The 21,512-nt window shown below is 71.0% G+C and carries 15 protein-coding genes and 2 pseudogenes; 9 read left to right on the forward strand and 8 right to left on the reverse strand.

Going from position 1 to position 21,512, the window contains the following annotated elements:
- Positions 1 to 156: 156 nt before the first annotated feature.
- Entirely contained in the window at positions 157 to 486 is a 330-nt protein-coding gene (locus IE207_RS28925; protein WP_190187278.1) for a hypothetical protein, read from the reverse strand.
- Positions 487 to 1,119: 633 nt separating this feature from the next.
- Between IE207_RS28925 and IE207_RS34215 the strand changes: the two genes are divergently transcribed.
- Entirely contained in the window at positions 1,120 to 1,872 is a 753-nt protein-coding gene (locus IE207_RS34215; protein ID WP_373304785.1) for an ASCH domain-containing protein, read from the forward strand.
- Between the two features lie 507 nt (positions 1,873 to 2,379).
- Here IE207_RS34215 and IE207_RS33495 read toward each other — a convergent pair.
- Together IE207_RS33495 and IE207_RS28940 are read right to left on the reverse strand one after the other, a co-directional pair.
- Positions 2,380 to 2,784: an Imm49 family immunity protein gene (locus IE207_RS33495; protein ID WP_308433677.1), complete on the reverse strand. Its 405-nt coding sequence runs from the start codon at positions 2,782 to 2,784 to the stop codon at positions 2,380 to 2,382.
- 845 nt (positions 2,785 to 3,629) lie between these two features.
- Positions 3,630 to 4,028: a VOC family protein gene (locus tag IE207_RS28940; protein WP_190187279.1), complete on the reverse strand. Its 399-nt coding sequence runs from the start codon at positions 4,026 to 4,028 to the stop codon at positions 3,630 to 3,632.
- A gap of 94 nt (positions 4,029 to 4,122) precedes the next feature.
- Between IE207_RS28940 and IE207_RS28945 the strand changes: the two genes are divergently transcribed.
- From IE207_RS28945 to IE207_RS28960, 3 genes are all read left to right on the forward strand, one after another.
- Positions 4,123 to 5,112, forward strand: a complete 990-nt coding sequence (locus tag IE207_RS28945; protein WP_190187280.1) for a helix-turn-helix transcriptional regulator — start codon at positions 4,123 to 4,125, stop codon at positions 5,110 to 5,112.
- Positions 5,113 to 6,885: 1,773 nt separating this feature from the next.
- Positions 6,886 to 7,518 (forward strand): transposase, encoded by a 633-nt coding sequence (locus tag IE207_RS33855; protein ID WP_268250210.1) that lies wholly within the window; start codon positions 6,886 to 6,888, stop codon positions 7,516 to 7,518.
- A gap of 383 nt (positions 7,519 to 7,901) precedes the next feature.
- A complete protein-coding gene (locus tag IE207_RS28960) occupies positions 7,902 to 10,085 on the forward strand; it encodes a choice-of-anchor J domain-containing protein (protein ID WP_190187281.1) in 2,184 nt (727 codons plus the stop codon).
- 73 nt (positions 10,086 to 10,158) lie between these two features.
- Here IE207_RS28960 and IE207_RS28965 read toward each other — a convergent pair.
- Positions 10,159 to 10,738 (reverse strand): annotated as a pseudogene (locus IE207_RS28965) (phenylalanine--tRNA ligase subunit beta-related protein); the annotation flags it as partial.
- Between the two features lie 173 nt (positions 10,739 to 10,911).
- Here IE207_RS28965 and IE207_RS34220 point away from each other — a divergent pair.
- Both IE207_RS34220 and IE207_RS28970 read left to right on the forward strand, forming a co-directional pair.
- Positions 10,912 to 11,076, forward strand: coding sequence for a DUF6233 domain-containing protein (locus IE207_RS34220; RefSeq protein WP_373304789.1), 165 nt, complete (start codon positions 10,912 to 10,914; stop codon positions 11,074 to 11,076).
- A gap of 530 nt (positions 11,077 to 11,606) precedes the next feature.
- Positions 11,607 to 12,065, forward strand: coding sequence for a hypothetical protein (locus IE207_RS28970; protein WP_190187282.1), 459 nt, complete (start codon positions 11,607 to 11,609; stop codon positions 12,063 to 12,065).
- A gap of 301 nt (positions 12,066 to 12,366) precedes the next feature.
- On the opposite strand, the gene IE207_RS28975 is transcribed toward IE207_RS28970, so the two are convergent.
- Entirely contained in the window at positions 12,367 to 13,032 is a 666-nt protein-coding gene (locus IE207_RS28975; protein ID WP_190187283.1) for a hypothetical protein, read from the reverse strand.
- A gap of 388 nt (positions 13,033 to 13,420) precedes the next feature.
- Here IE207_RS28975 and IE207_RS28980 point away from each other — a divergent pair.
- Positions 13,421 to 13,516: pseudogene (locus tag IE207_RS28980) on the forward strand (IS5/IS1182 family transposase); the annotation flags it as partial.
- A gap of 37 nt (positions 13,517 to 13,553) precedes the next feature.
- Here IE207_RS28980 and IE207_RS28985 read toward each other — a convergent pair.
- Together IE207_RS28985 and xylB are read right to left on the reverse strand one after the other, a co-directional pair.
- Positions 13,554 to 14,720, reverse strand: a complete 1,167-nt coding sequence (locus IE207_RS28985; protein WP_190187339.1) for an ROK family protein — start codon at positions 14,718 to 14,720, stop codon at positions 13,554 to 13,556.
- A 72-nt stretch (positions 14,721 to 14,792) separates the two neighbouring features.
- Positions 14,793 to 16,223, reverse strand: a complete 1,431-nt coding sequence (xylB, locus tag IE207_RS28990; protein ID WP_190187284.1) for a xylulokinase — start codon at positions 16,221 to 16,223, stop codon at positions 14,793 to 14,795.
- Positions 16,224 to 16,315: 92 nt separating this feature from the next.
- Here xylB and xylA point away from each other — a divergent pair, with 92 nt between their 5' ends.
- A complete protein-coding gene (gene xylA / locus IE207_RS28995) occupies positions 16,316 to 17,488 on the forward strand; it encodes a xylose isomerase (RefSeq protein WP_190187285.1) in 1,173 nt (390 codons plus the stop codon).
- 822 nt (positions 17,489 to 18,310) lie between these two features.
- Here the strand turns inward: xylA and IE207_RS29000 are convergent.
- Entirely contained in the window at positions 18,311 to 18,505 is a 195-nt protein-coding gene (locus tag IE207_RS29000) for a type III secretion system chaperone family protein (RefSeq protein ID WP_190187286.1), read from the reverse strand.
- Positions 18,506 to 18,997: 492 nt separating this feature from the next.
- On the opposite strand from IE207_RS29000, the gene IE207_RS29005 reads away from it, so the two are divergent.
- Entirely contained in the window at positions 18,998 to 21,208 is a 2,211-nt protein-coding gene (locus IE207_RS29005; protein WP_308433678.1) for a PP2C family protein-serine/threonine phosphatase, read from the forward strand.
- The last annotated feature ends 304 nt before the right edge of the window (positions 21,209 to 21,512 follow it).

Raw genomic sequence — 21,512 nt, forward strand, 5'->3', positions numbered from 1 at the left:
CTCCATGCTCACCATCAGGGACATCTTCCCAGGACACGAGCCCTTACGGGACAGCCTTTAGTCGGTTCGCGGAGTGAACCAACTAGGGAATGCGGGGAGCGGAAAGCAGAGGGACTCACCGATGGCCGGGGCGGTGAGTCATTGAGTGCGACTGGGTCAGTGGGACGAGACGAAGCCTGCTGACCGGTCGAGGTAGAACGGTGAGCCCGGGTTCTCGGGCGTCCAGCCGGCGGCGAGAGCGGTGCGGATGCCGTCAGCGACCTGGGCGGGCAGGACTGGGCTGCCTTGTGTTCCCAACCAGTTACTCGGGTGCGGCTGGTTGGTCTTGATCACCAGTATGGTGCCCGGTGTCTCGGCGTGTTCGGCGGCGTAGGTAAGGGGTGAATGGACCAGGCCCTGGTCGTAGGTCGGCCGTCCGCGGAGCCGCCACCGGTAGGTGGTGCCGTCCACGGTGATGAGCCGCGATCCCCTTTTGACGAGTGCCATGTCCACTTCCTTCCGCATGTGACAGTAGTGAACGACAGCTGGTCGTGTCGCGCCGATTCCCTCTCGGACGGTCTCAGCTTCTCCGCATCGGAACCCCCGGCAGGCTGCGCCGACATCGGCTCCCCCGACGGACGTCACACCATCGCCAGGGCCTAACTCGGACACGATGGCCAGGGCGCCGGACGGCGGAACGCTGTCTGGTCGGTGTGACTGAGCGCGCTACCTGGCCCGGGCGGACACCTTCGATGCCCAGAACCGGCCCGACGGACCCGAGCACAGCCGCCCACCGGCCGGGCCGCCGGATCAAGGTCTGTGGCTGCTGAACCTCACATCCCGCGCTGCTGCGCGCCCAGAACACCGCCGCCGCCTTCACCGTCGGCATTCAATGGGCCACCACAGCCGCGGCAGAGTCGCGGCCGGCGATCGTCGTCCGTGACCACGATCAGCCTCAGCCACGGCGCTCCAGCTCAGCCCACGGGACCATCACAGGGGCCCGGTCAAGGCAGCCGAAATCCGGTGGAGCCCACCTGCGTGACGTGGAATGCTCTTCGGCGACTGCTGACTGATGAGAAGGCTGAAACCGTGTACGTACCGTCATCTGCACGAGCTCTCGACGATGACGAGCGTGAGCTCGTGGAGCTGGCACGCCGCACCATAGACGCGCACACCGACGCCGGGCCCGACGAAGACGGGATCCACACCATGGGTGCCGCGGTCATGGCCGCCGACTACCGGATGTTCGCCGGCGTGAACCTCTACCACTTCACCGGCGGCCCCTGCGCCGAACTCGTGGCTTTGGGAGCCGCACGAGCCCAGGGCGCCCGTCAGATGCGCTGCATCGTTGCCGTCGGAAACCACGGGCGGGGGGTCGTCGGCCCGTGCGGGCGTGACCGGCAGGTCTTCGTGGACTACTACCCCACCATGCGCGTCATCGTGCCCACGCCCGCGGGGCCCAGATCCGTTCTCGCCGCCGACCTGCTGCCGCTGACTCAGCGATGGACCCCGGAAGGCATGACCGGTCTCGACCCATCGCTCTACCAAGACCCCGAGACGGCCGGCCCCCCGGTCATCCGGTTCAACCCCCGCTATCTCGAAGCCGTCCGCTCCGGCGCCAAGACCAAGACCATCCGCTTCCGGGACCCGGCCCAGCTCGGGCCGGCACGGCTGGTGTTCGAGAGCGACCCCGAAGTCGTCGTGCCGGCAGACGTGACGGACATCAGGCACTGCCTGGTCGGCGACCTCACCAACCAGGACGCCCAAGCCGAGGGGCTGACGACCGCAACCGAACTCCGGGAAAGCCTCAAGGCCCACTACCCGGATCTGGTGGGAACCGACGAGGTCGACGTAGTCACCTTCCAGATCAACGACGGGACAGGCGCCGCCTGAGAAAGCGCAGCAGATGGGAGCGGGCCGCCACAGGCCGAGGCGTCGCCAAGCCGTGTCCGCCGCCGTGCCAGTCCGGGAACAGCACCGAGTCCCCCAGGGCTCGGGGGCCGGCCCGGTGGCTGATCGTCGGGGTGCGGTAGCTTCCGCTGCGCTTGCTGCTCGACGTGCTGTCCTCGCACCGAGACTCGACCGAGAAATCCCGCTCGGTCATCGCCGGGTAGGTAATCGGGCCCTCCCGTCGCACCTCGGCACAGGTGTAGAGCGTGCCCCGGACCGCGCCGCGCACGTTCTCACCGTGACGTCCCAGTTGTCCGCCCAGGGGCCGCTGTATCCGGCGTCGTCAATGGTCTTGGTGATGCTCGCGCACTTGTAGGCGGGTGTTGCCGCGACCTCTCGGTGAGGCTGTCTGCGCCCACGGGGCAGTCGGTGACGTGTCGCAGTGAAGGCGCCGCCTATGTGTGCATGAGCCTGCACCCTGGATACGCCGCGAGACCTTCGAGGCCGGGGCTACCTGGGCAGGGGGTCGGTGCGGGCCCGCCGGCCGTTTACTGCTGTTGCGGGGCGCTCAGCAGCGCTGCTGGCAGATAGCCGGATCGGGTGCCCAGCTGCCAGCCCGTGCGCGAGGCAGGCGAGGGCCGCCAGGGTGACGACTCCCAGCGGCAGCAGGCCCCGGGCAGCCGGGTCGGGGCCGACGCTCTCGCGGTGCGCCACGAGTCGTTCCCGAAGGGCTCGCTCGAACTCGGTCTGGTCGTCGTCGAGAAGGACGCGCAACAGCCGCTGGTCCGACGTCAGCGTCTCCGCTCTGTCGAGTTGCTCGGCAGTACGCGCCCGCTCTGTGGTGTCCGGCTTGGCCAGCGGCACCGGGCCGGGGCGTTCGCCATAGGGCCCTGGATGACGCTCAGGTAGCCGCACAACGCGTCCGTCTCCGCGAGGTCGGCCGACTCGGACACCGACGCCCTCTGCGAGTGAGTCCTCGGCGCAGCGGCACGCCGCCGTACCGCATCGTGTGTCACCGGCCGGATGCTCGGCCCTGCATGCCCGTCAGGGCTTGCTCGATCCGCTGTTCTGCGACTGCGTGACGCGTCACTTCCTTGATCGTCATGCCCGTCACCCTCGCAGTGGCCACCGACAGCGCGATCCCACGCGCCTCCCCGGCCCCGTGCTGAGCCGACGGGACACGTCGTCATCCATACAGGCCAGCGCAGGTCAATGACCTGCCCCCCTCTGCCCCTCTGACCACCGCATCCGTCCAACCGCGGCGACGAGTCCGGAAGGGTCGACGTCGACGGCGCTTGACGAGCACCGTGATGCCGAGGACCAGGGCCACGACGGCGCCGAGTGCCGCCCACTGCCAAGGAACGCCCGCTTCCGCAGCCGCAGCTTTCCGAGCGAGCTACAAGACACGGCCGTTCCGGCGGCCGCCTTCCGGCCGCGCCGGCCAACGGCCGACACCGACACGCGCATGCCTGGCATTCGGCGAGGACGCCGCATTCGGGCCAGTGACCTGAGTCAGAGATTCGGTGGCAGAAGGCAGTGACGTTGTCGAGGATCTCGTCAGCTGTTTTCGTCCGGATTCGCTGTCCTGGGACAGCACGTGTCCCGTGCCACCAGAGTGTGAGCACGTGTGTCCCGTCTCACCCGATCTGGACCCAGTCTCACGTGATCTGGTCCGATTCGCTCGGCGTCTCAGGTGATCGGGTCCGTCGTACGGAGCGTGCCGCGCCGAGACTGGCTCCGCCCAGGCGGCCGCGTTGTCGTCAGCGGGCGAACTTCTCGATGGCCAGCGGTGTGACAGGGGTGAAGAAGTTGACGAGGTTGCCGTCGGGGTCACGGAGCAGGAGCGACCGGTTGCCCCAGGGCATCGTGGTGGGTTCAGTCACGAAGTCAGCGACGAAGTCGACCAGGTTCCGGTATACCCCGTCCACGTCGGAGACGAGGAATTCGATGATCACGGTGCTGTTGTCGGCCGGACGGGCGCAGCCGGGCGCGAACAGTGCCACGGTGCGGGTGCTGCCGATCGCGAGCGTTGCGCTGGGCGTCCGGAGTTCGGCGAAGTCCTCGGTGGACCAGTCCGCCCGCACTCCGGTGGCTCGCTCGTAGAAGTCCACGAGGCGCGTGATGTCCCCTGTGATGATCCGGATCGAAATGAAGTCCATGGTGCTCTCCTCAGCTGGGTGAAGCTGTTGCACCTCGGACGCTAGAACAAATAGTGGACAGAATCGGTCCAGTATCAAGGCTAGGCTTGTGGACATGGCTCGACCTACCAGTCGCGTGCTCACTCTCCTGGAACTCCTGCAGTCGGGCGGCATCAGAACGGTGGCGGAACTCGCCGACCGGCTCGGCGTCGACGGGCGCACCGTGCGGCGGTACGTGGACCACCTGGTCGACCTCGACATCCCCGTCGAGGCGGTCCGTGGCCGCTATGGCGGATACCGGCTCGCCCCCGGGTACCGCTTGCCTCCGCTCATGCTCAATGACGACGAGGCGCTCGCCGTGCTGCTCGGACTCGTCGCCGGCCGCAGGACGGGGTTGCTGACGGCGACTGAAACCGCGGGCGAGACGGCAGCGGCCAAGATCCGCCGGGCACTGCCCGAGCGTCTCGCCCGTCGGCTCGACACCGTGATGGAATCCCTCGCCTTCACGGCTGCACCCGGCGAGTTCGCCGCCCCGGATACGGGGGTCCTGCTCGCCATCTCCGATGCGGTACGGCATCGCCGCCCGATCTCGATCAGGTACACCGCCCAAGACGGCCGACGCAGCGAACGCACGCTGCACCCGTACGGGATCGTCACCCATGAGGGCCGGTGGTACGTCACGGGCACCGATCCCGAGGTCGGCCAGGACCGGACTTTCCGGCTCGATCGCATCGCGGACGCGAGGACCCTGCCAGGCTCATTCGAGCCACCCGCCGGACTCGATCCGGCAGACCGCGTCCTGTCAGGGCTCGCCCAGGCCGCCTACCGACATGAAGTGACGCTGCGGATCCACGGGACGGTCGAACAGATCCGCGCCCGACTTCCCGCCAGCGTCGCGAGCGTGACGGAGGCCGCCCCGGCGGAAGACACAGATCCGCACGCCGAGCGTTGGCTCCACGTCGAATTGAGAGCAGAGCGGCTCGACTGGTTGCCTCCCGTACTCGCCTCGCTCGACCGGCCGTTCGTCATCGAGCGACCGAACGAACTCCGAGACCTTGTCATCGCGCTCGCCGACCGGCTCACAGCCTCTGCCTGCCAAGCCTGACATCGCTGCCTCCTGCGAAAATCGCAGCCGCGGATCCGCAAGCACCCTGCCCTCGGGCCTGCACGCGTCGGGCGCCGACCAGGGACGGACCAGATCAACTGAGACAACACCCGACGTCCAGGCTTCCGGGACCAGATCGCTTGAGACTCTCAGCAGTCCGGCGTCTCAATTGATCTGGTCGCCGCAGCTCACGACCCTGGATCCGGACCAGCCGAGGGGCCTGCCGCGGAGACAACCGACGAGTTGTGCCCTCGCCAGACCGCTGAGGAATCCGGGGCAGACAACGAGCCCCCCGGGCCCTGGACGTGTGACCGGAAGCCGATCCACCCGTAAGGGGGCATGGCCATGGGCGGGCTACCGGCCGTATGTCCGGGCGCGGCAGGGGGCCTATGTCGGCGTGTCGGCCCGGGCGTGGGGACGCGTGCCGTTGGCCCGGCCCCGGGCCGCTCCGGGCGGCGAGAGCGTCGGCGACGAGGCCGGTGGTGAACGCGTACACCGCTTTTACCCCCGCCGGCGGAGGCGGCTGCCGAAAGCGCGGTCCTGGCTGGTCGACTGCGACCTCGTCAACAACGCCCTGCGCCACGCCGACGGCACCTGGAGGTCGCGACGGCGCGAGCCCTCGGCGCCACCCAGGGCACGTGCCGGGGTGCCGCGTCCCGTGCGATCGGTGAGGTGTCGCCGCCGCTCTGGTCACTGGCTGGGTCAGGCCGTGGGAGGACGGCCACCGATGACCTTTCCGCCGAGATCGCCTTCCCGCGTATGGATGGCGAGCCTTGGCGATCGACCGCCGTTACGGGGACGTCGTCGACTGCTGGGGAGTGGGGACAGCGCGGGGCTGTGTCTCATTCTCGAAGCCTTTCGCACCAGGACCATCGTTCTCAATCCTTGCGGTAGGCCCTCGGTGTACCTCGCTCGGGCAAAGACCGGGAAGGCAGTCGGTCCTTGAAGCCAGGGGCTTCTCCCGTTCCATGGTGCCCGCGGACAAAGAGGGGATGAAGCGTTCGGATTTCGGCAGGAAGAGATCGGCTTCCCAGGTCCCCGTCTGTCTGTCCACATCCGCGTAGGCGAAAGCGTATCGGCCTGAGGTAGACGTCCGTTTAGTCGCGACAACGACGACAGTATGGTCCTGCGCCAGATTGACCACATTCCCCTTGACCGAGATGAGAAGACCGCTGCCAGGGGAGGCGGGATCAGGCCGCGGTGCTGAGATCGAGGTGATGCCTACCACGGTCGCTTGAGTCGGGTTCGGCGGTACCAGAAGCACCTGTTCTGACCGATTGGGTCGGCCGCCTCCGTCGCTCTGGCCGGAGAGGACTGCCGCGACGATGGCGGCGGCAGCAGCGATCAGCGCGGCCAAAAGTGTCTGCCAGCGATACGCCCCAGACATCCATCGAGTCACACGGCTGCGGGTGCCTGCTTCAGCATCGCGGTCATGACTCCGGTCCCGAGCGGACTCTTCTTGCCCGCCGCTTGGGTTCTCGTCTGGTGGCTCTGATGGCAGTGGGGGCACTTCATGACTATCCCGTATGAATGCGCCAAACACACCTACACCCAAGAGGGCGTTTAGTGGATTTATGTGAGCTTTTGCGTGGGTATGGTCTTGTGGTTGTTCGGGGCTCATGGGGCTGGTGTCGTGTCGTTCATGATGCGGAAGTGGCCGCAAGGCGGCCGTCTTGGCCTGCCCGCTCCTGTTTTGCCCCAAGGCGCCGGGTTTCGCGCCGTGCGCTGCAGGCGCCGGTCCGCACGCCCGGGCCGGCTGGGTAGTCCGGCATCATGCCTGAACGCCGCCGATACCCGAGCGATCTGTCCGATGCCAGGTGGGAGCTTGTCGAATCGGTCCTGACCGCGTGGCGGTCGCGGCCTGGACATCGGCCGGCCACCCGACACGACCTGCGGAGCCTGCTGGACGCGGTCCTCTACGTGAACTGGACATGGCTCCCGTGGCGGTGTCTGCCGCACGACTACCTATTGGTTACGTGGAATCAGCACCGCTGGATACGAGCTTGGCGCTCACACCGGCCGCGACCTGGCTCCGTGGCCGGCCGAGATCGCGGACCGCAACGACGCCCACTTTTTCGCCAGCCTCGACCCGGCGCAGCGGCACCAGCTGGAGGAGTGGATACGCCGCCTGCTGGGCGAAGCCCACCCACAGCCCACGAGCCCACCGATGACCCCGACTGGTGGCTGATGACCACCCCGCACGGCCCCGCCAGGCTCCGCATCCGCGGCAACGCCGAACTCGGCATCCTCGACCACGACCACGACCACGACCACGACCACGACTACGTCGAGGATCAGGCGTCCTGGCAGGTCCCCGCCCGCGTCGTCGCCAACGGTACAGGCGCCGAATTCGTGATCAGCTTCGAGCTCGACACCCTCAAGCGCACCCTCGAAACCGGTGCCTGAGGCTTCGACCGTGGCTTGGGAGGCGTGGATCCAGCCCCGGACTTCGCACATGGGGCTTTTAGCCCGTCTGTTGTCTGCCCGACACTCCACGGCAGGCGGGCGGCGCGCTTCGGATCCGCCGGGGCCTGGTTGGTCGCCGGGGCCGGCCGAGCCGGACCGAACGCATGCCCGGCCCACCCGCCGGGCCCGGTGCGCGCGCCCCGGCCGCACGGACGTCCGCGCCGCCACTCCCGAGGCCATTGGGGTTCCGTGCAGGGCGCGCCTCGCGCAGCGTCGGACGATCGGCGCCGCGGCTTCGCTACGTTGGCGCATCATCCCCCGCTCCGGAAGAAGATCCGATGCGCCAGCCTGCCCCGGCCGGAATGTGTCGACGCGTCGCGTGGTTGACGACACTCCTGGCCGCCTTCGTGTTGTCCCTGGGCGTATCGCCCGCCCACGGGCATCCGGCCACCGACGACCCCCTGCCGAAACGTACGCACCAGCGGGCCGACGGGCCGTCCCACCACCCGGAACGGCACTGGCGCAAATCCCCGCACCTCCATGAGCAGGCGCGCACCGGCCACTGGGGCGGCGACAGCGGCGCCGGCCTGCCCATCGGCACGCGCCGCACCTGGCCGACCATCGACTGGGACTTCCAGGTCGTATTGCAGGAGTTCGAGCTGCGCGAGGTCGCTCCGCACATCGAGCTCTGGGTGCGGACCGGTGACATGCGGGTCGACACCAGCGACTGCAGCAGCTCGAACGCCGACGACCTCGTCGTCCCCGACCAGCAGCTGCGCTACATCGCCGAGCAGTTCGAGCGCGTCATCCGCTCGCGCGAGGGCCGGGTGTTCGGCTTCGCGACTCCGCGCGACGGGAGCAAGGCCAAGCCGGAACTGCTGGACCCGAGCATTCCGGCGGATGCCTGGCGGGGCAAGGGCGACCGGGTCGTCGCACTCGTCGACAACATCCCCAGCGGCGGGCAGTTCCTCGGGGACACCATCGACGCGGTCGACCGCAACTTCCTCATCGTCCAGGCAGCCGGGTGGAAGACCATGGTCGGTCCGAAGCCGAAGTCTCTCGGACCGGACCTGTGCCGCGTCTGGGAGGGCTTCCCGATGCCGAACTACATCGAGGGCCTCCTGGCCCACGAGTACAACCACGTGCTCTGGCACAGCAGGGCCGCGGACGTCACCGCCCCTGCCTGGATCACCGAGGGCACGGCCGAATGGGCCAGGTGGCTGGTCGGCTACGACGACCGTACCCAGGACGCCCTGAAGAACCTGAAGATCGCCTGCTTCCAAGGCCGCCAGGACGCCGCGATGCCGCCCGGCTACACGGACCCGTACGGCGACCGGAACGGAGGCCCCGAGAACTCCCTGACCGTGTGGCCCGATCCCGGCCAGAGCGTCCTCTGCGACTACGGCGGCGCCGAGACCATGATCCACACGCTCGACGAGCGTTACGGACACGGCTTCGTGAAAGACCTGCTGTTCGCGGGCGGCGGCTCCGGCTTCGACCGGCTCTCGAAAACCCTGGCGCGCCACCATGCCAAGGAATCGGCCTTCGAGATCCTGAAGGACTGGTCCGCGACGGCGGCTCTCGACGGCCTCCTGGACGACGGCGCCAAGTTCACCAGCCCCGAGGACCCCGCCCGCTTCCGGGCGAAGGCACTGCACTCGACGGTCAACCTCGACACTCCCTTCGCCTACGCCCGTCCGGGCGCCCCCTCCAACGGCGCCGACTTCGTCCGCCTGCGGGACGGCGCCGACGCCTACCTCAAGGCACGTGACCTGCGCTCCGTGCGGTTCGACTCGCCGGCGGTCTACCCGACGCGGCCGGTCGAGTGGAGCGTCGATCCGGACGGCCACGGTCCCGGCGACCCCGCCCTCTCCTCGGGCCCGCTGGGCGCAGACGTCAGCTTCGACCGCAGCATCGTCCGGTCCGTCACGGTCGACCCTGCCGACCCGACGCTGTCCTTCGACGCCCGCTGGGACATCGAGCCCGGGTACGACCTCGCCGTCGTCCAGGTGTCCACCGACGGGGGCGCCACCTTCACCTCCCGCCAGAGCGCGGGGATGGTCACCGCGCTCCCGAACGCGGTCGGCAACATCTCCTCGCAGGTACCCGGGTTCAACGGCGACTCCGGCGGCTGGACGCATCAGACGATCGACCTCTCGGACCTCGCGGGCCGGACGGTGCTGGTGGCCTTCCGCTATCTGACCGACAGCTCCCTGACCTTCCCGGGCCTGTGGATCGACAACGTCAAGGCCGGCGCCACGCTCGTCTCCGACGGCTCGACCCTGACCGGCTGGCAGACCGTCAGCGCCTACCAGATCAAGAAGATTCCGGGGATCAGCCTGCGGCTCGCCGCCTTCACCGCGGACCACAAGCAGGTCTGGACGGCCGAGGTGCCGCTCGACGGCGACCGTCACGCTGCACTGGGCCCGGACCAGCTGAGGCGACTGCTGGGGACCAGGGCCGAGACGGTCTTCGCCATCGTCGACCACTACGAGCCCACCGAGACGGTCCTCGCCCCCGCGCCTTACCGGCTCACCGTCAACGGGGTGCTCCAGCCGGGCGGCTGAGGCCCGGCAGCAGAACACGCCGGAGGGGGTGCACCCCGGAAACGGGGTGCACCTCCTCCGCTCATGACCGGGGCTACGCTCCGCGCAGCACCGCGCCCGTCCGCTCACCGGCGAGGGGGACCACCGCGTCGCGCGCGGCCGTGGACTCCTCCGCCGTCAGCGTGCGGTCCACCGCCCGGAAGCGCAGCGCGTAGGCCAGGGTCTTTCCCTCTCCCACTTGCACGCCCTCGAAGACGTCGAACAGCCGCAGCGACTCCAGCAGTTCGCCCGCGCCCTTGCGCGGCGCGGCCTCGACCGCGGCGGCCGGAACCGACGCTCGACGATCAGCGCCACGTCCTGGGTCGCCACCGGGAGGAGGAGATCCGGGGCGCCTGGAGGGCCTCGCCGCCGGCCGCCGACAGGCGGTCCAGGTCGAGCTCCATCGCGCTGGTGCGGGCCGGCAGGCCCATCGCCTTGACGACGCGCGGGTGCAGTTCTCCGGCGTGGCCGATGACCGTCTCCACCCCGTCCGGGGTGACGAGCAGCCCGGCGCAGCGGCCCGGGTGCCAGGGGCCGTACTGGCCCTGGCGCACGACCAGCTCGGCACGGTCCTCGACGGCCAGCGAGCGCGCCGCCTGGATGGCGTCGGCCCAGTCGGCCGGGTGGCCCTTGCCTTACCAGACGGCCCACGCACACGTGGCTGGTCCTGACACCCGACACCACACCACCGCTCGCGGCGGGCAGCGGCAGCACCAGGTCGCGCGCACCATCGCCGCTCTGGAGACGGCCCTGGCCCAGGAGCAGAGCCGCATTCCGCCGCCGCCTCCGCCTCCGGAAAGGCGAAGCCATCCGGACCCCCGGCGGCCCACAAGCGCTTCGCGCCCACGTCGGCGCGTGTCAAATGGGCAAGGGCAAGCCCATCGGCCGCGACCAAGTCCACAGCATCAACGCCGACGGCTTGGAACTCTGCCCTTACTGCGGTCCCGACACCGCCCTGGGCGTGCTCGGCTGACCGACACAGTCACCGCCGACACTGCCGCGGGCAGCTCGGTGGGCACGCCTCGTCGACCGGCCAGCCGCTGGAGGTCAGGGGGAGGCACGTGCGGATCATCGGCCGTCGAGGGGGTGGCCGCTTGGAGATCAACGGTTGCGCGGCAGGAAGCCGAGCCAGCCGTTTGCCCGGCGCTCGCACTCCAAGGCCGCCTGTTCCCCCGCGGCTCGCGGGCCTGGCGGGCAGCCTGGTCGGCGCGGGGATTGGCAGATGCCACACAGCCCGCCCGGAGCGGCTGCCGTGCTCCAATCGTCGCCGGGCGGGTAGACGGTGCGCCGGCACCCGGGACACGGCCAAGCCGCGGCCTCCCGGCGCCGGGGCTGCTCCTGCCGCTCGGCCGGCCGAGGAACGACCACCCACACCGCCGGCCCGCCGACCGGCCGGTTCCTCGCATTCGCACACGGCCGCTCGGCCGTGGAGGGCCACCCAGGCGGACTATTCCTCTCGGGGCAGAGATCGGCTTCGATGGCGGCACCTTCGAAGGGGGACCGATGACACTCGACGTCTGGACCAACTACGTACTCATTCGCCTGAAGGCCCTGCTCGCAATCTTTCCTCCGCTGATCGAGGAACAGCGCGCACGCAACATCGTCCCGGACGCGATAGACGGAACACTGGAGTGGACGCTCCCGTGGGGCATGGACGACGGGCTCGGACACGTCCGGCTCACCCTGATCCGCGAGCCGTCGGGCTGGGGCGTTCCGAAGCGTGTGCGCGTGGTCGTGGCCGCGAAGGCGGCGGCCTTCTCCTCCAGGGTCAACGAGGAAGTGGCCCTCCCCCGCTACGACCCCACAGCGCCCCCCGCGCCGCCGGCCGGCAAGACGCAGGAACCGTGGCGCGTCAGCACCGGCATGGCCCAGTGCCTGCTCGAACACGTCGGCGGCGACCTTGACTCGCTCCGGTACGAAGCGGACGGTTCCCGGAGTTTCACCGTTGTGGTCGCGGACTGACATTGATGATGTCCGGGGCGTGGTCGCGGAGGACGCCCGGTTCGGCCGCCCGTAGGTGACCACCTTGACGTACGCCCGCGATGAGCAGGATCACGACGTGAAGCCGGACCCCGGCCGAGAGCGTCCACCGCGGTCACCAGGGCCATGAAGGACACAGCGGCAGTGATCTCCACGTAGAACACATCGCCGACGAGGATGCGGTTGAAAGTGAACTCTCATTGAGGCGACGGCCGTTCGTCTCGTTGGCGGAGTATGTGGCGGGCGCGGGCCGCCGCACCGGAGACGCCTATTCACGCGGCGGTCACTTGGCGGTCCACTCCCAGGAGGCGCCCTTCATGTAGTCCTCGTCGGTGCCCCAGGCGAGCCGGGCGGGCGGGTTCGACGCATCGCCGGCAAAGACCGTGCAGAGGGTGCGGCTCTCGCCCATGTCCCAACGCAGGTAGATCGGTGGGACGGGGCACCCGCCGTCGACATATCCGGTGTGGACGGTCGGCCGCTCCGCGACCTTGACACCGTTCATGTCCAGGGCCGCGGCGTAGGCTCCGAGATCGACGTTGGCGGCGTGCGGCTTGCCATCCTTGAGCGTGTACGTGAAGTACACGAAGTACGGGGTGCTGCCGGCCGGTTCGCCCGCCATGCGCTTGTCCCAGTGCAGCGACTTCGCCTGCGCGGGGGTGCCCTTGACGATCTTCGTGGCGGTTACCTCGAACTTTCCGCCCATGGTCATCTCCGGCTCGTACAGGTTCGGAGCCGGCTGTCCCAACGCCAATGCGGGGCCCCACGTCGGCTTCGCGGACGGAGTCGCGGACGGGCTCGCCGACGGGGTCTGCCGAGTGGCCCGGCCGTCCGTCAGGCGCTCCTCGGAAGGACCGGACTTCGCGCCACCGCCGTCCTCTCCGCAGGCCGTGAGCGATACTGCGAGGACAGTGGCCAAGACCCCGTACAGGGCCTCAGATCGGCGGTGCATGCGTGTTTCCTTCGGCAGAAGATCCGGAGCCGGGGAACCGAGCGCTGGTGCTGCCGGGTTCCGCGTGGGACGCACGTCTCGCGCGTCGCGTACATGCTAAGCAAGACCGACACGGTGCTCGACGCCGTTCGCCCACGACGGTCCGGATTCCCGGCAGTTCGTCGGCCGGCCTGCCGGACGACCTCGCATCCCGGTAACCGGAACCAGGTCGGGTGGCTGCCGGCCGGCCTCAGGAGCCGGTGGCAGGTCCGGCAGAGGGTGGAGGCGGAAGACCTGGTCGCCGCGGCCGAAGCGCTTGTTGTCGACCACGTGCGGTGGGTGCAACGGGGCCGGGGAGCCATCCGTCGGCGGACCGCTCGACCGCTCGGTGCTCGTCGCCACGTAACGCAGGACGGACCTGACGATGCGACAGCTTGCCCCGCTGTTCGGCGTCTCGAAGTCGGCGGCGGACCGCATCCACGACGCCTGTGCCGGCCTGGTCGCGGAAGCCGAGGTGTACGAGGCGCCGGACCGGCTCCGGTTCACCCTGCGGGCAGCCGGGTGGGGTCCGCCATGATCCGGCGGACCGTCATCTGCGCCGCGCCCAGGACCGGTCCGCGCCGCCCCAAAGCCGACGAACGCAGCGCCTCGGCGGCCCAGGGCCGCACGGTGACCCGTACGGCCAGTTCGGCGCGTACCGACGGCAGTAGCCATTCGGCGAGCTCGGCGTAGGCACCACCCAGGACCAGGCCGTCCGGGTCGATGAGTTCCACTGCGGACGCGAGGGCGAGGCCCAGGGCGTGTCCTGCGCGGTCCAGGGCACGCAGGGTCGGCGCGTGCCCGGCGCCCGCCCGCTCGGCCAGCAGGGCGACCGGGTCGTCGGCGGGCCCGGAGAGGGGCTGCGCGAGACCGGCCTCGCGCAGCACGGCCGCCTCGCCCGCGTACTGCTCAAGGCAACCGCGTGCGCCGCAGGCGCAGGGGGCACCCTCCGGTTGCACGGGGATGTGCCCCAGTTCACCGGCGAAGCCGCGGGCGCCCCGGAAGAGTTGTCCGTCGATGACCAGAGCGGCACCGATTCCGGCCTCGGCGGAGACGTGCACGAACGTCTCCACGGGCTGCTCCGCGTTCCAGTATTCGGCGAGCGCCCCGAGGTTGGCCTCGTTCTCCGGCTCGGGCACGGTGTCAGGGTCGGGCCAGTGGTCGGCGAGGCGGACGGCGTGCCAGCCGAGGTTGGGCGCGCGCTCCACCAGCCCGCGCGGTGCGTTCGCCACCACCCCGGGCACGGCCAGGACCCGGCCCTCGACGCGCAGCCCGAGGGCGGCAGCCTCGGCCTCCGCCTCGGCACCCAGCGCGGAGACTTCCGCCAGCACCTGGCCGGGCGACCGGCCCGCGTTGGCCCGTTCCACCCTGCGCCACACCCGCGGCTCTCCACGCAGGTCCGCCACGCACGCGGTGAGATGCGCGACGCCGATCTCCAGACCGAGGCCCGCGGGGCCCTGACGGCTCACGGCCAGCGCACGTCCGGGGCGCCCGACCCGCCCGCCGGACGTGGTCTCCGCCTCGGTCAGCGCACCGCGGCCGATGAGCTCGTCGACCAAGGAGGAGACGGCGGGCCTGGTCAGGCCGATACGCCCGGCGACGTCCGCGCGGGACAGCGGGCCCTGTGCGGCGACTGCGGCGAGGACCAGCACGAGGTTCCGCCGGCGCATGTCCTGCTGCGAGGCGGGTCCGTCCTCCGGGCGCCACTTCGCTCTCTCGACCGCCCCCACGTGCCGCCCCTCCTACCGGTCCTGCGCCGGGGCGCCCTGCAACGCCCCCGACCGACGCAGGGTATCCGCAATCCGTTCGAGGGTGGCCTCGTCCCTGGTCACCGGCTCCAGCAGCCGGCCTTCCGCGGTCCGCCAGCGACGTGCGACGGCGTCGGCGGGCTCGCCGGTGAGCAGCGCGGCGGCCTGGGCGGCGGCCCCGAGGGCTACCAGTTCCCGCGCGGCGGGCACCTGCACCGCCCGGCCGGAGAGCCGCAGGACGGTCCGTTGCCATGCCTGACCACGGGCACCGCCACCGATCAGCAACAGCGGCACGTCAGGCGCGGGGGCCTCGCCTCCCGCGCGCAGTACGTCGTCCAGAGCGGCGACCAGGGTCTGGACCGCGCCGTCGTAGGCGGCCTGGAGCAGTTGTCCGGGGGTGGTGTCGTGGCGCAGCCCGTGGACCAGTCCGGAGGCGGCCGGCAGGTCCGGCGTGCGCTCGCCGTCCAGGTAGGGCAGGACCACGGCCGTACCGCCGCTTTCGACGTCCTCGCGGCCGCGTCCGAGGAGAGCGGCGAAGCGGTCGACGGCGAAGGTGCAGTTGAGCGTGCAGGCGAGCGGCAGCCAGCCGCCGAGGGCGTCGGCGAAGCCCGCGACGGTACCGCTCGGGTCGGCGGGCCGCGTCCGGCCGACGGCGTAGACGGTGCCGGAGGTCCCGAGGCTGAGCACCGGCTGACCGGGAAGCAGGCCCAGCCCGAGGGCGGCCGCCATGTTGTCGCCGGTCCCCGTGGCCACCGGCGCACCCTGGCGAAGCGGCAGCCCCGGACGGACGACGCCGGCCTGCGCGCCTGGCGGGAGGACCTGCGGCAGTAGTTCCGGGTCGAGACCGATGCGGGAGAGGACGCCGTGGTCGTATCCGTCCGGGCCCCACCAGCCGGTCCCCGACGCGTCCCCGCGGTCGGTCACCGCCGCGCCGCTGAGCCGCTCGGTCAGGAAGTCGTGGGGAAGGCGGACGGCCGCGACGCGGCCGGCGGCGGCGGGGTCGACGGCCCGCAGCCAGGCCCATTTGGCGGCCGTGAAGGCGGCCGTCGGCACGCTCCCGGTACGGCGGGCGATCTCCGCCACTCCGATCGCGGCCCGCAGCTCGGCAGCCTGCGGAGCGGCTCGGACGTCGTTCCACAGCAGCGCCGGGCGTACCGGCGCTCCCGCCGCGTCCAGGGTGACCAGTCCGTGCTGCTGGCCGGCGATCGAGACGGCGGCCGCACGGTCCGCCCAGCCGGTCCCGGCCCCGGCCTCCCCCAGTGCCCGCCACCACTGCTCGGGGTCGCTCTCTCGGCCGGAACCCTCGCTGACGGTGTGCGCGGCCCGGCCCTGACCGACGACGGCGCCCGTGTCGATGTCGACGGCGAGGGCCTTGGTGGACTGGGTCGAGCTGTCGAACCCGATCACGACACGCTGGGCAGCCATGTGTTTCCTCCGGTGGGGTTCCTTCTGGCGTCTCGGCATACTAATTTGTTGCTTGCCATTACAAACCCCCCGGCATGATCCGGAGCCGCTCCATGACCAGCGACCCGCTCGCTCCCCTTCCCGCGCACAAGTTCACCTTCGGCCTCTGGACCGTCGGCTGGCAGGGGCGGGACCCCTTCGGCGACGCCACCCGGGCCGCCCTCGACCCGGTCGAGAGCGTGCGACGACTGGCGGAGCTCGGCGCGTACGGCGTCACCTTCCACGACGACGACCTGATCCCCTTCGGTACGGGCGAAGCCGGGCGCGAGCTGGCGGTCAAGCGCTTCCGTTCCGCGCTGGACTCGGCGGGGCTGAAGGTGCCGATGGCCACCACCAACCTCTTCACCCACCCCGTCTTCAAGGACGGCGCGTTCACCGCCAATGACCGCGACGTGCGCCGCTACGCCCTGCGCAAAACGATCCGCAACATCGACTTGGCGGCCGAACTCGGCGCGTCGGTCTACGTCGCCTGGGGCGGGCGCGAGGGCTCCGAGTCCGGGGCGGCCAAGGACGTGCGCACGGCTCTCGACAGGTTGAAGGAGTCCTTCGACCTGCTCGGCGAGTACGTCGAACAACAAGGCTACGACCTGCGCTTCGCGATCGAGCCGAAGCCCAACGAGCCGCGCGGCGACATCCTGCTGCCCACCATCGGCCACGCCCTCGCGTTCATCAACGAGCTCGAGCGGCCCGAGCGGGTCGGACTCAACCCGGAGGTCGGCCACGAGCAGATGGCAGGACTGAACTTCCCGCACGGCATCGCTCAAACCCTGTGGCACGGCAAGCTCTTCCACATCGACCTCAACGGCCAGTCCGGGATCAAGTACGACCAGGACCTGCGCTTCGGCGCGGGAGACCTGCGGCAGGCGTTCTGGCTGGTCGACTTGCTGGAGTCGGCCGGCTACGACGGCGCGCGGCACTTCGATTTCAAGCCGCCGCGCACCGAGGACTCCGCCGGCGTCTGGGCCTCGGCGGCCGCCTGCATGCGCAACTATCTGCTGCTGGCCGAGCGTTCCCGTTCCTTCCGCGCCGACCCGGAGGTCCGGGCCGCGCTCGCCGCCTCCCGGCTGCCCGAACTAGCCCGCCCCACGGCCGAGGACGGCCTTGCCGGCCTCCTGGCGGACCGCTCCGCCTTCGAGGAGTTCGACGTCGATGCCGCCGGCGGGCGCGGCATGGCCTTCGAGCAGTTGGACCAACTGGCCCTCGAGCACCTGCTCGGAGCCCGCTGAGGACGGCGCGTCCGCGAGTCGGGGCGTGCGGGGGCGGAACGACCCGGCTCCAGAGCAGGAACGCCGTTCGTCAACGAGCCACGCGTCCTACCCCAGGGTCCGGAGCCGGGCGATGCCGTCAGCGAGGATCCGGCGGCAGAACGCGAGGCGCTCGGCCGCGAAGCCGCGGGGGGCCGCACTCGGACGAGCAGGAGGCCAAGGTAGGGCCGGCTCCGGCCGCCGCGCTCGCCGCCCCCTCCTCGCGGTCGCAGCTCTGCTGAGCGTCCACTTCCAGCGCGGCGTGGCCGGGCACGCGCCGGGCCCGCGGGATCCGGGGAGTCCTGCCGGCCATGGTGGTGGGCTACACGGTGGCCCGGCAGTGGGGGTGGCGTCGGAAAGTCCTCGCTCGCCGGTGACCCGAGCGGTCGCGCTGGGGGCGCCGCTACCCTCCGCCGTGGCGCCGTGCTGGCCGCGCCGGCCGCCAGCCGGTTCGCCGTCATGCTTGCCACCTCCATCGTCAACGCGGCGCTCCCTCAGATCCGCAACGGAGTGGGCCTTTCGGACACCGGAACCCCGTGGGCGGTCAACGCCTACGGCCTGGCGTTCCGGGCGTTGTTACCGGCGGGCGGCCGGGCGGGCCGTCTCGGCGGCGGTGCCGGCCTCGACAGCCCTCCTCGCTCTTCTCCTCACGCGCCGCACCGGCCCACGGACCACCATCGACGCGTCCCGGCCCGCCATCCCAGGCACCGCCCTCAACGACGTCCGGCCCCGGCGCTGAACGGCCGCCAAACCACCGAGCGTCCTCCCCACACGGAACAGCGGCATGACAAGAATGCGCGCGTATCAGACCACCGCCGCGGCCGCCTTGTTGACCACCGCCGCCACCACGGCATTCGCCCAGGCGCAAGAGGGCACCGACCGGCCCTTCACGGGCGGCATCGCCTGGAACGTCTGCGCCGACACCGACTTCAAGGACATGCAGTGCTGGGCGACGAGCGTGCCGGTGCGCTGGTCCCACCCCGACGCGGGCAGACTCACCGGCGCCATGGTCCGCAGACCCCCGACCATGAGGCCGACCGCCGGGGCACCTCGCTGTCCAACCTGCGGGACGGCCCATTCCCGCAGGTTGGACTTGTGCGCGGGCCACCCGCCGACCCGCCAGTCGGACGCTTGGCGGAGTCACTTCCCACCGTTCGGGCCACCGGACTCCGTCGCAGACGGGTACCCGTTCGGCGAGGAGCGCAGCGGCGGCGACCTGGCCGGGTTCGCCGGTGATGTTGCCGCTGGTCGGCCAGGGCCTTCAGGACAACCAGCGGCTCCTGTCCGGACGGGCTGGTCAGCCAGCCGACGGGTACGGTCGGCAGCTCCGTCAGGGGCTGGGGCACAGGGAGCCGGGGGACGCCGTTACGGACGCCTCACGTCTGTTCGGTCGCCGTACTGGCGCCCCAGTCCCGTGCTCGGCCAACGGGTGGGCTCGCCGGAGCGGGCCGGTGCAGGAGCGCAGGCGGGGTGTGGGGGGACCATGGACAGGTGCGAAACGTTCCAGGGCGTGACCAGGGGGCCGAGCCGCCCGAGCCCTCCGGCCCCGCCGAGGGTGTCGAGGGTGTCGAGGGGGCCGATCAGCGGGCGCTCGGCGCGGCCCTGCTCGAAGTCTGCGCGGCCACCGGGGCGTCCATCGGCATGCTCTACCTGCCCGACCCCACCCGGCGCGTCCTGCATCTGGCGATGACCCTCGGCCTGGCCCGAGAGTTCGCGCTGCCCTGGTCCCGGGTCCCCATGGACGATTCCATCCCGGTGGCCGACGCGGTTCGCGACGGGCGGTTCGTCTGGCTGGGCGGCCGGGAGGAGACGGCCCGGCGCTACCCGCGTCTCGGCCTCGTCCTGCCGTACGATTTCGCCCTCGCCGCCGCCCCGCTCGTCCCCGACCCGGTGTCCGGGGCGGAGCCCACCGGGGCCGGTCTCGTACTCCTGTGGCCGGGCTCCCACGCGCCCTACCTGACCGACCGGGAACGCGTCGCCGTGGACTCGGCCTGCGGCCGTCTCGCGAACCACCTGCGCCGGGCCGCCGAAGCCGGGTACCCCGTCCCTCCCCCGGCGCAGCCGGTCATGCTGCAACCGCTTCCCCCTCCCACGCCCGGACCGGCCGAGGCGGCCGCCGCCATGGCCTTCGTCCGCCGGCTCCCCGGAGGCAACTGCGCACTCGATCTGAACGGCACGATCACTTTCATCACCGCCGAGGCGGCCGAGCTGCTGGGCGCACCGGTCTCCCGGCTCCGAGGAGCCCTGCCCTGGGAAGCCCTGCCCTGGATGGACACCCCCGTCATCGAGGACCACTACCGGGCCGCAGCGATCAGCCGAATGCCGCGCAGCTTCACCGCCGCTCCCCCGATCGGCCACTACCTGCGCTTCGACCTCTACCCGGACGACACCGGGATCAGCGTCCGTATCACCCCGCTCACCACCGACGAGCCCGTCCCGCCGCCCGCCGCGCCGACGGCCACTCCCGCGGAGCCCTCGCCCAGCCGGGCCACCGCCCTCTACCAGCTCATGCACCTGGCGGCCGCCCTCACGGAGGCCGTCCACGCCCGCGACGTCGTCGACCAGGCCGCCGACCTGCTCGTCCCCGCGCTCGGCGCCCAGGCCCTGGCCCTTTTGGTGGCCGAGGAGCAGCGTCTGCGCATCGTCGGCTTCCGTGGTTACACAGCCGAGCTCATGGCTCGCTACGACGGCATCCCGCTCGGCGTCCACACAGCCAGCACCCATGGCCTGCGCACGGGCAAGCCGCTGTTCTTCGCGAACGCCGACGAGCTCGCCGCCGCCTTCCCGGCCGTCGTGATCGGAGATGGCATGGCAGCGTGGGCCTTCCTGCCCCTGATCGCCTCCCGCCGGCCCATCGGCACCCTCATCCTGGCCTACGCGCGTCCCCATACGTTCGTCCCCGGTGAACGGGCGGTCCTGACCTCCCTCGCCGGACTCATCGCACAGGCCCTCGACCGCGCCCGCCTCTACGACGCCACCCACCAGCTGGCCCACAGTCTGCAGACCGGCCTGCTGCCGCGCGCCCTGCCCCGCGTCCCGCACCTCGAAGTGGCCGCCAGCTACCTGCCGGCGGCGCACGGGCTCGACATCGGTGGCGACTTCTACGACCTCATCCGGATCGACGACACCACCGCCGCGGCCGCCATCGGCGACGTCCAGGGCCACAACGTGAATGCCGCCGCCCTCATGGGCCAGGTCCGCACGGCCGTCCACGCGGGCGCCGGCGCACCTCCCGAAGAGGTCCTCGCCCGCACCAACCGGCTCCTGACCGACCTCGAACCGGGGCTGTTCACCAGCTGCGTGTACGCCCACATCGACCTCGCCGGCCACACCGTCCGCCTGGCCTCCGCCGGCCATCCGCCCCCGCTGCTGCGCCATGCCGGCGGCCCGGCGAAGACGCTGAACCTGCCGCCCGGCCTGCTCCTCGGCATCGACCCGGACGCCTCCTACACGGCCGTCGAGATCCCGTTCGAGCCCGGCACTCTGCTCACCCTGTACACCGACGGGCTGGTCGAGGTTCCCGGCGAGGACCTGGACGACGGCATCGCGGCCGTAGCCGCCCGCATCACCGCGACTCACGAAGGCCACCCGGTGCGCAGGCTGGCGGACGACCTCATCGGCCAAGCACGCGGCGGCACTGCCCGTACCGACGACATCGCCCTGCTCCTGCTGCGCTTCGCCAGGGAGGGGCGGCACACGTGACGGGCCCGGAAGTCGTCGCTGTCGGCGTCGCGCCCCACCACCGCGCGCCGCTTGACTCTCTCCTCCGGGCCCAACCGGGCGTGTCCGGTCCACACGTCCCTGCTCCGCCTTCGGACTGCTTCAGGAGGAGGACCCGCTTCGCGGACGGGGGCCTCGCGCGCCCGGTCGCCGCCGACGCTCCGCTCGGACCCGAGCAGGCCGCCGCCCCGCTCCGGGTGTACCGGGCCTACTCGGGCAGCACACGCCGTGGTTGCCGCAGATACAGCCGGCACTCAGCCGTGGCAGCGGCCACCTCATGGTCGGC

The sequence above is a fragment of the Streptomyces cirratus genome, from assembly GCF_014650775.1.
Classification (GTDB): domain Bacteria; phylum Actinomycetota; class Actinomycetes; order Streptomycetales; family Streptomycetaceae; genus Streptomyces; species Streptomyces cirratus.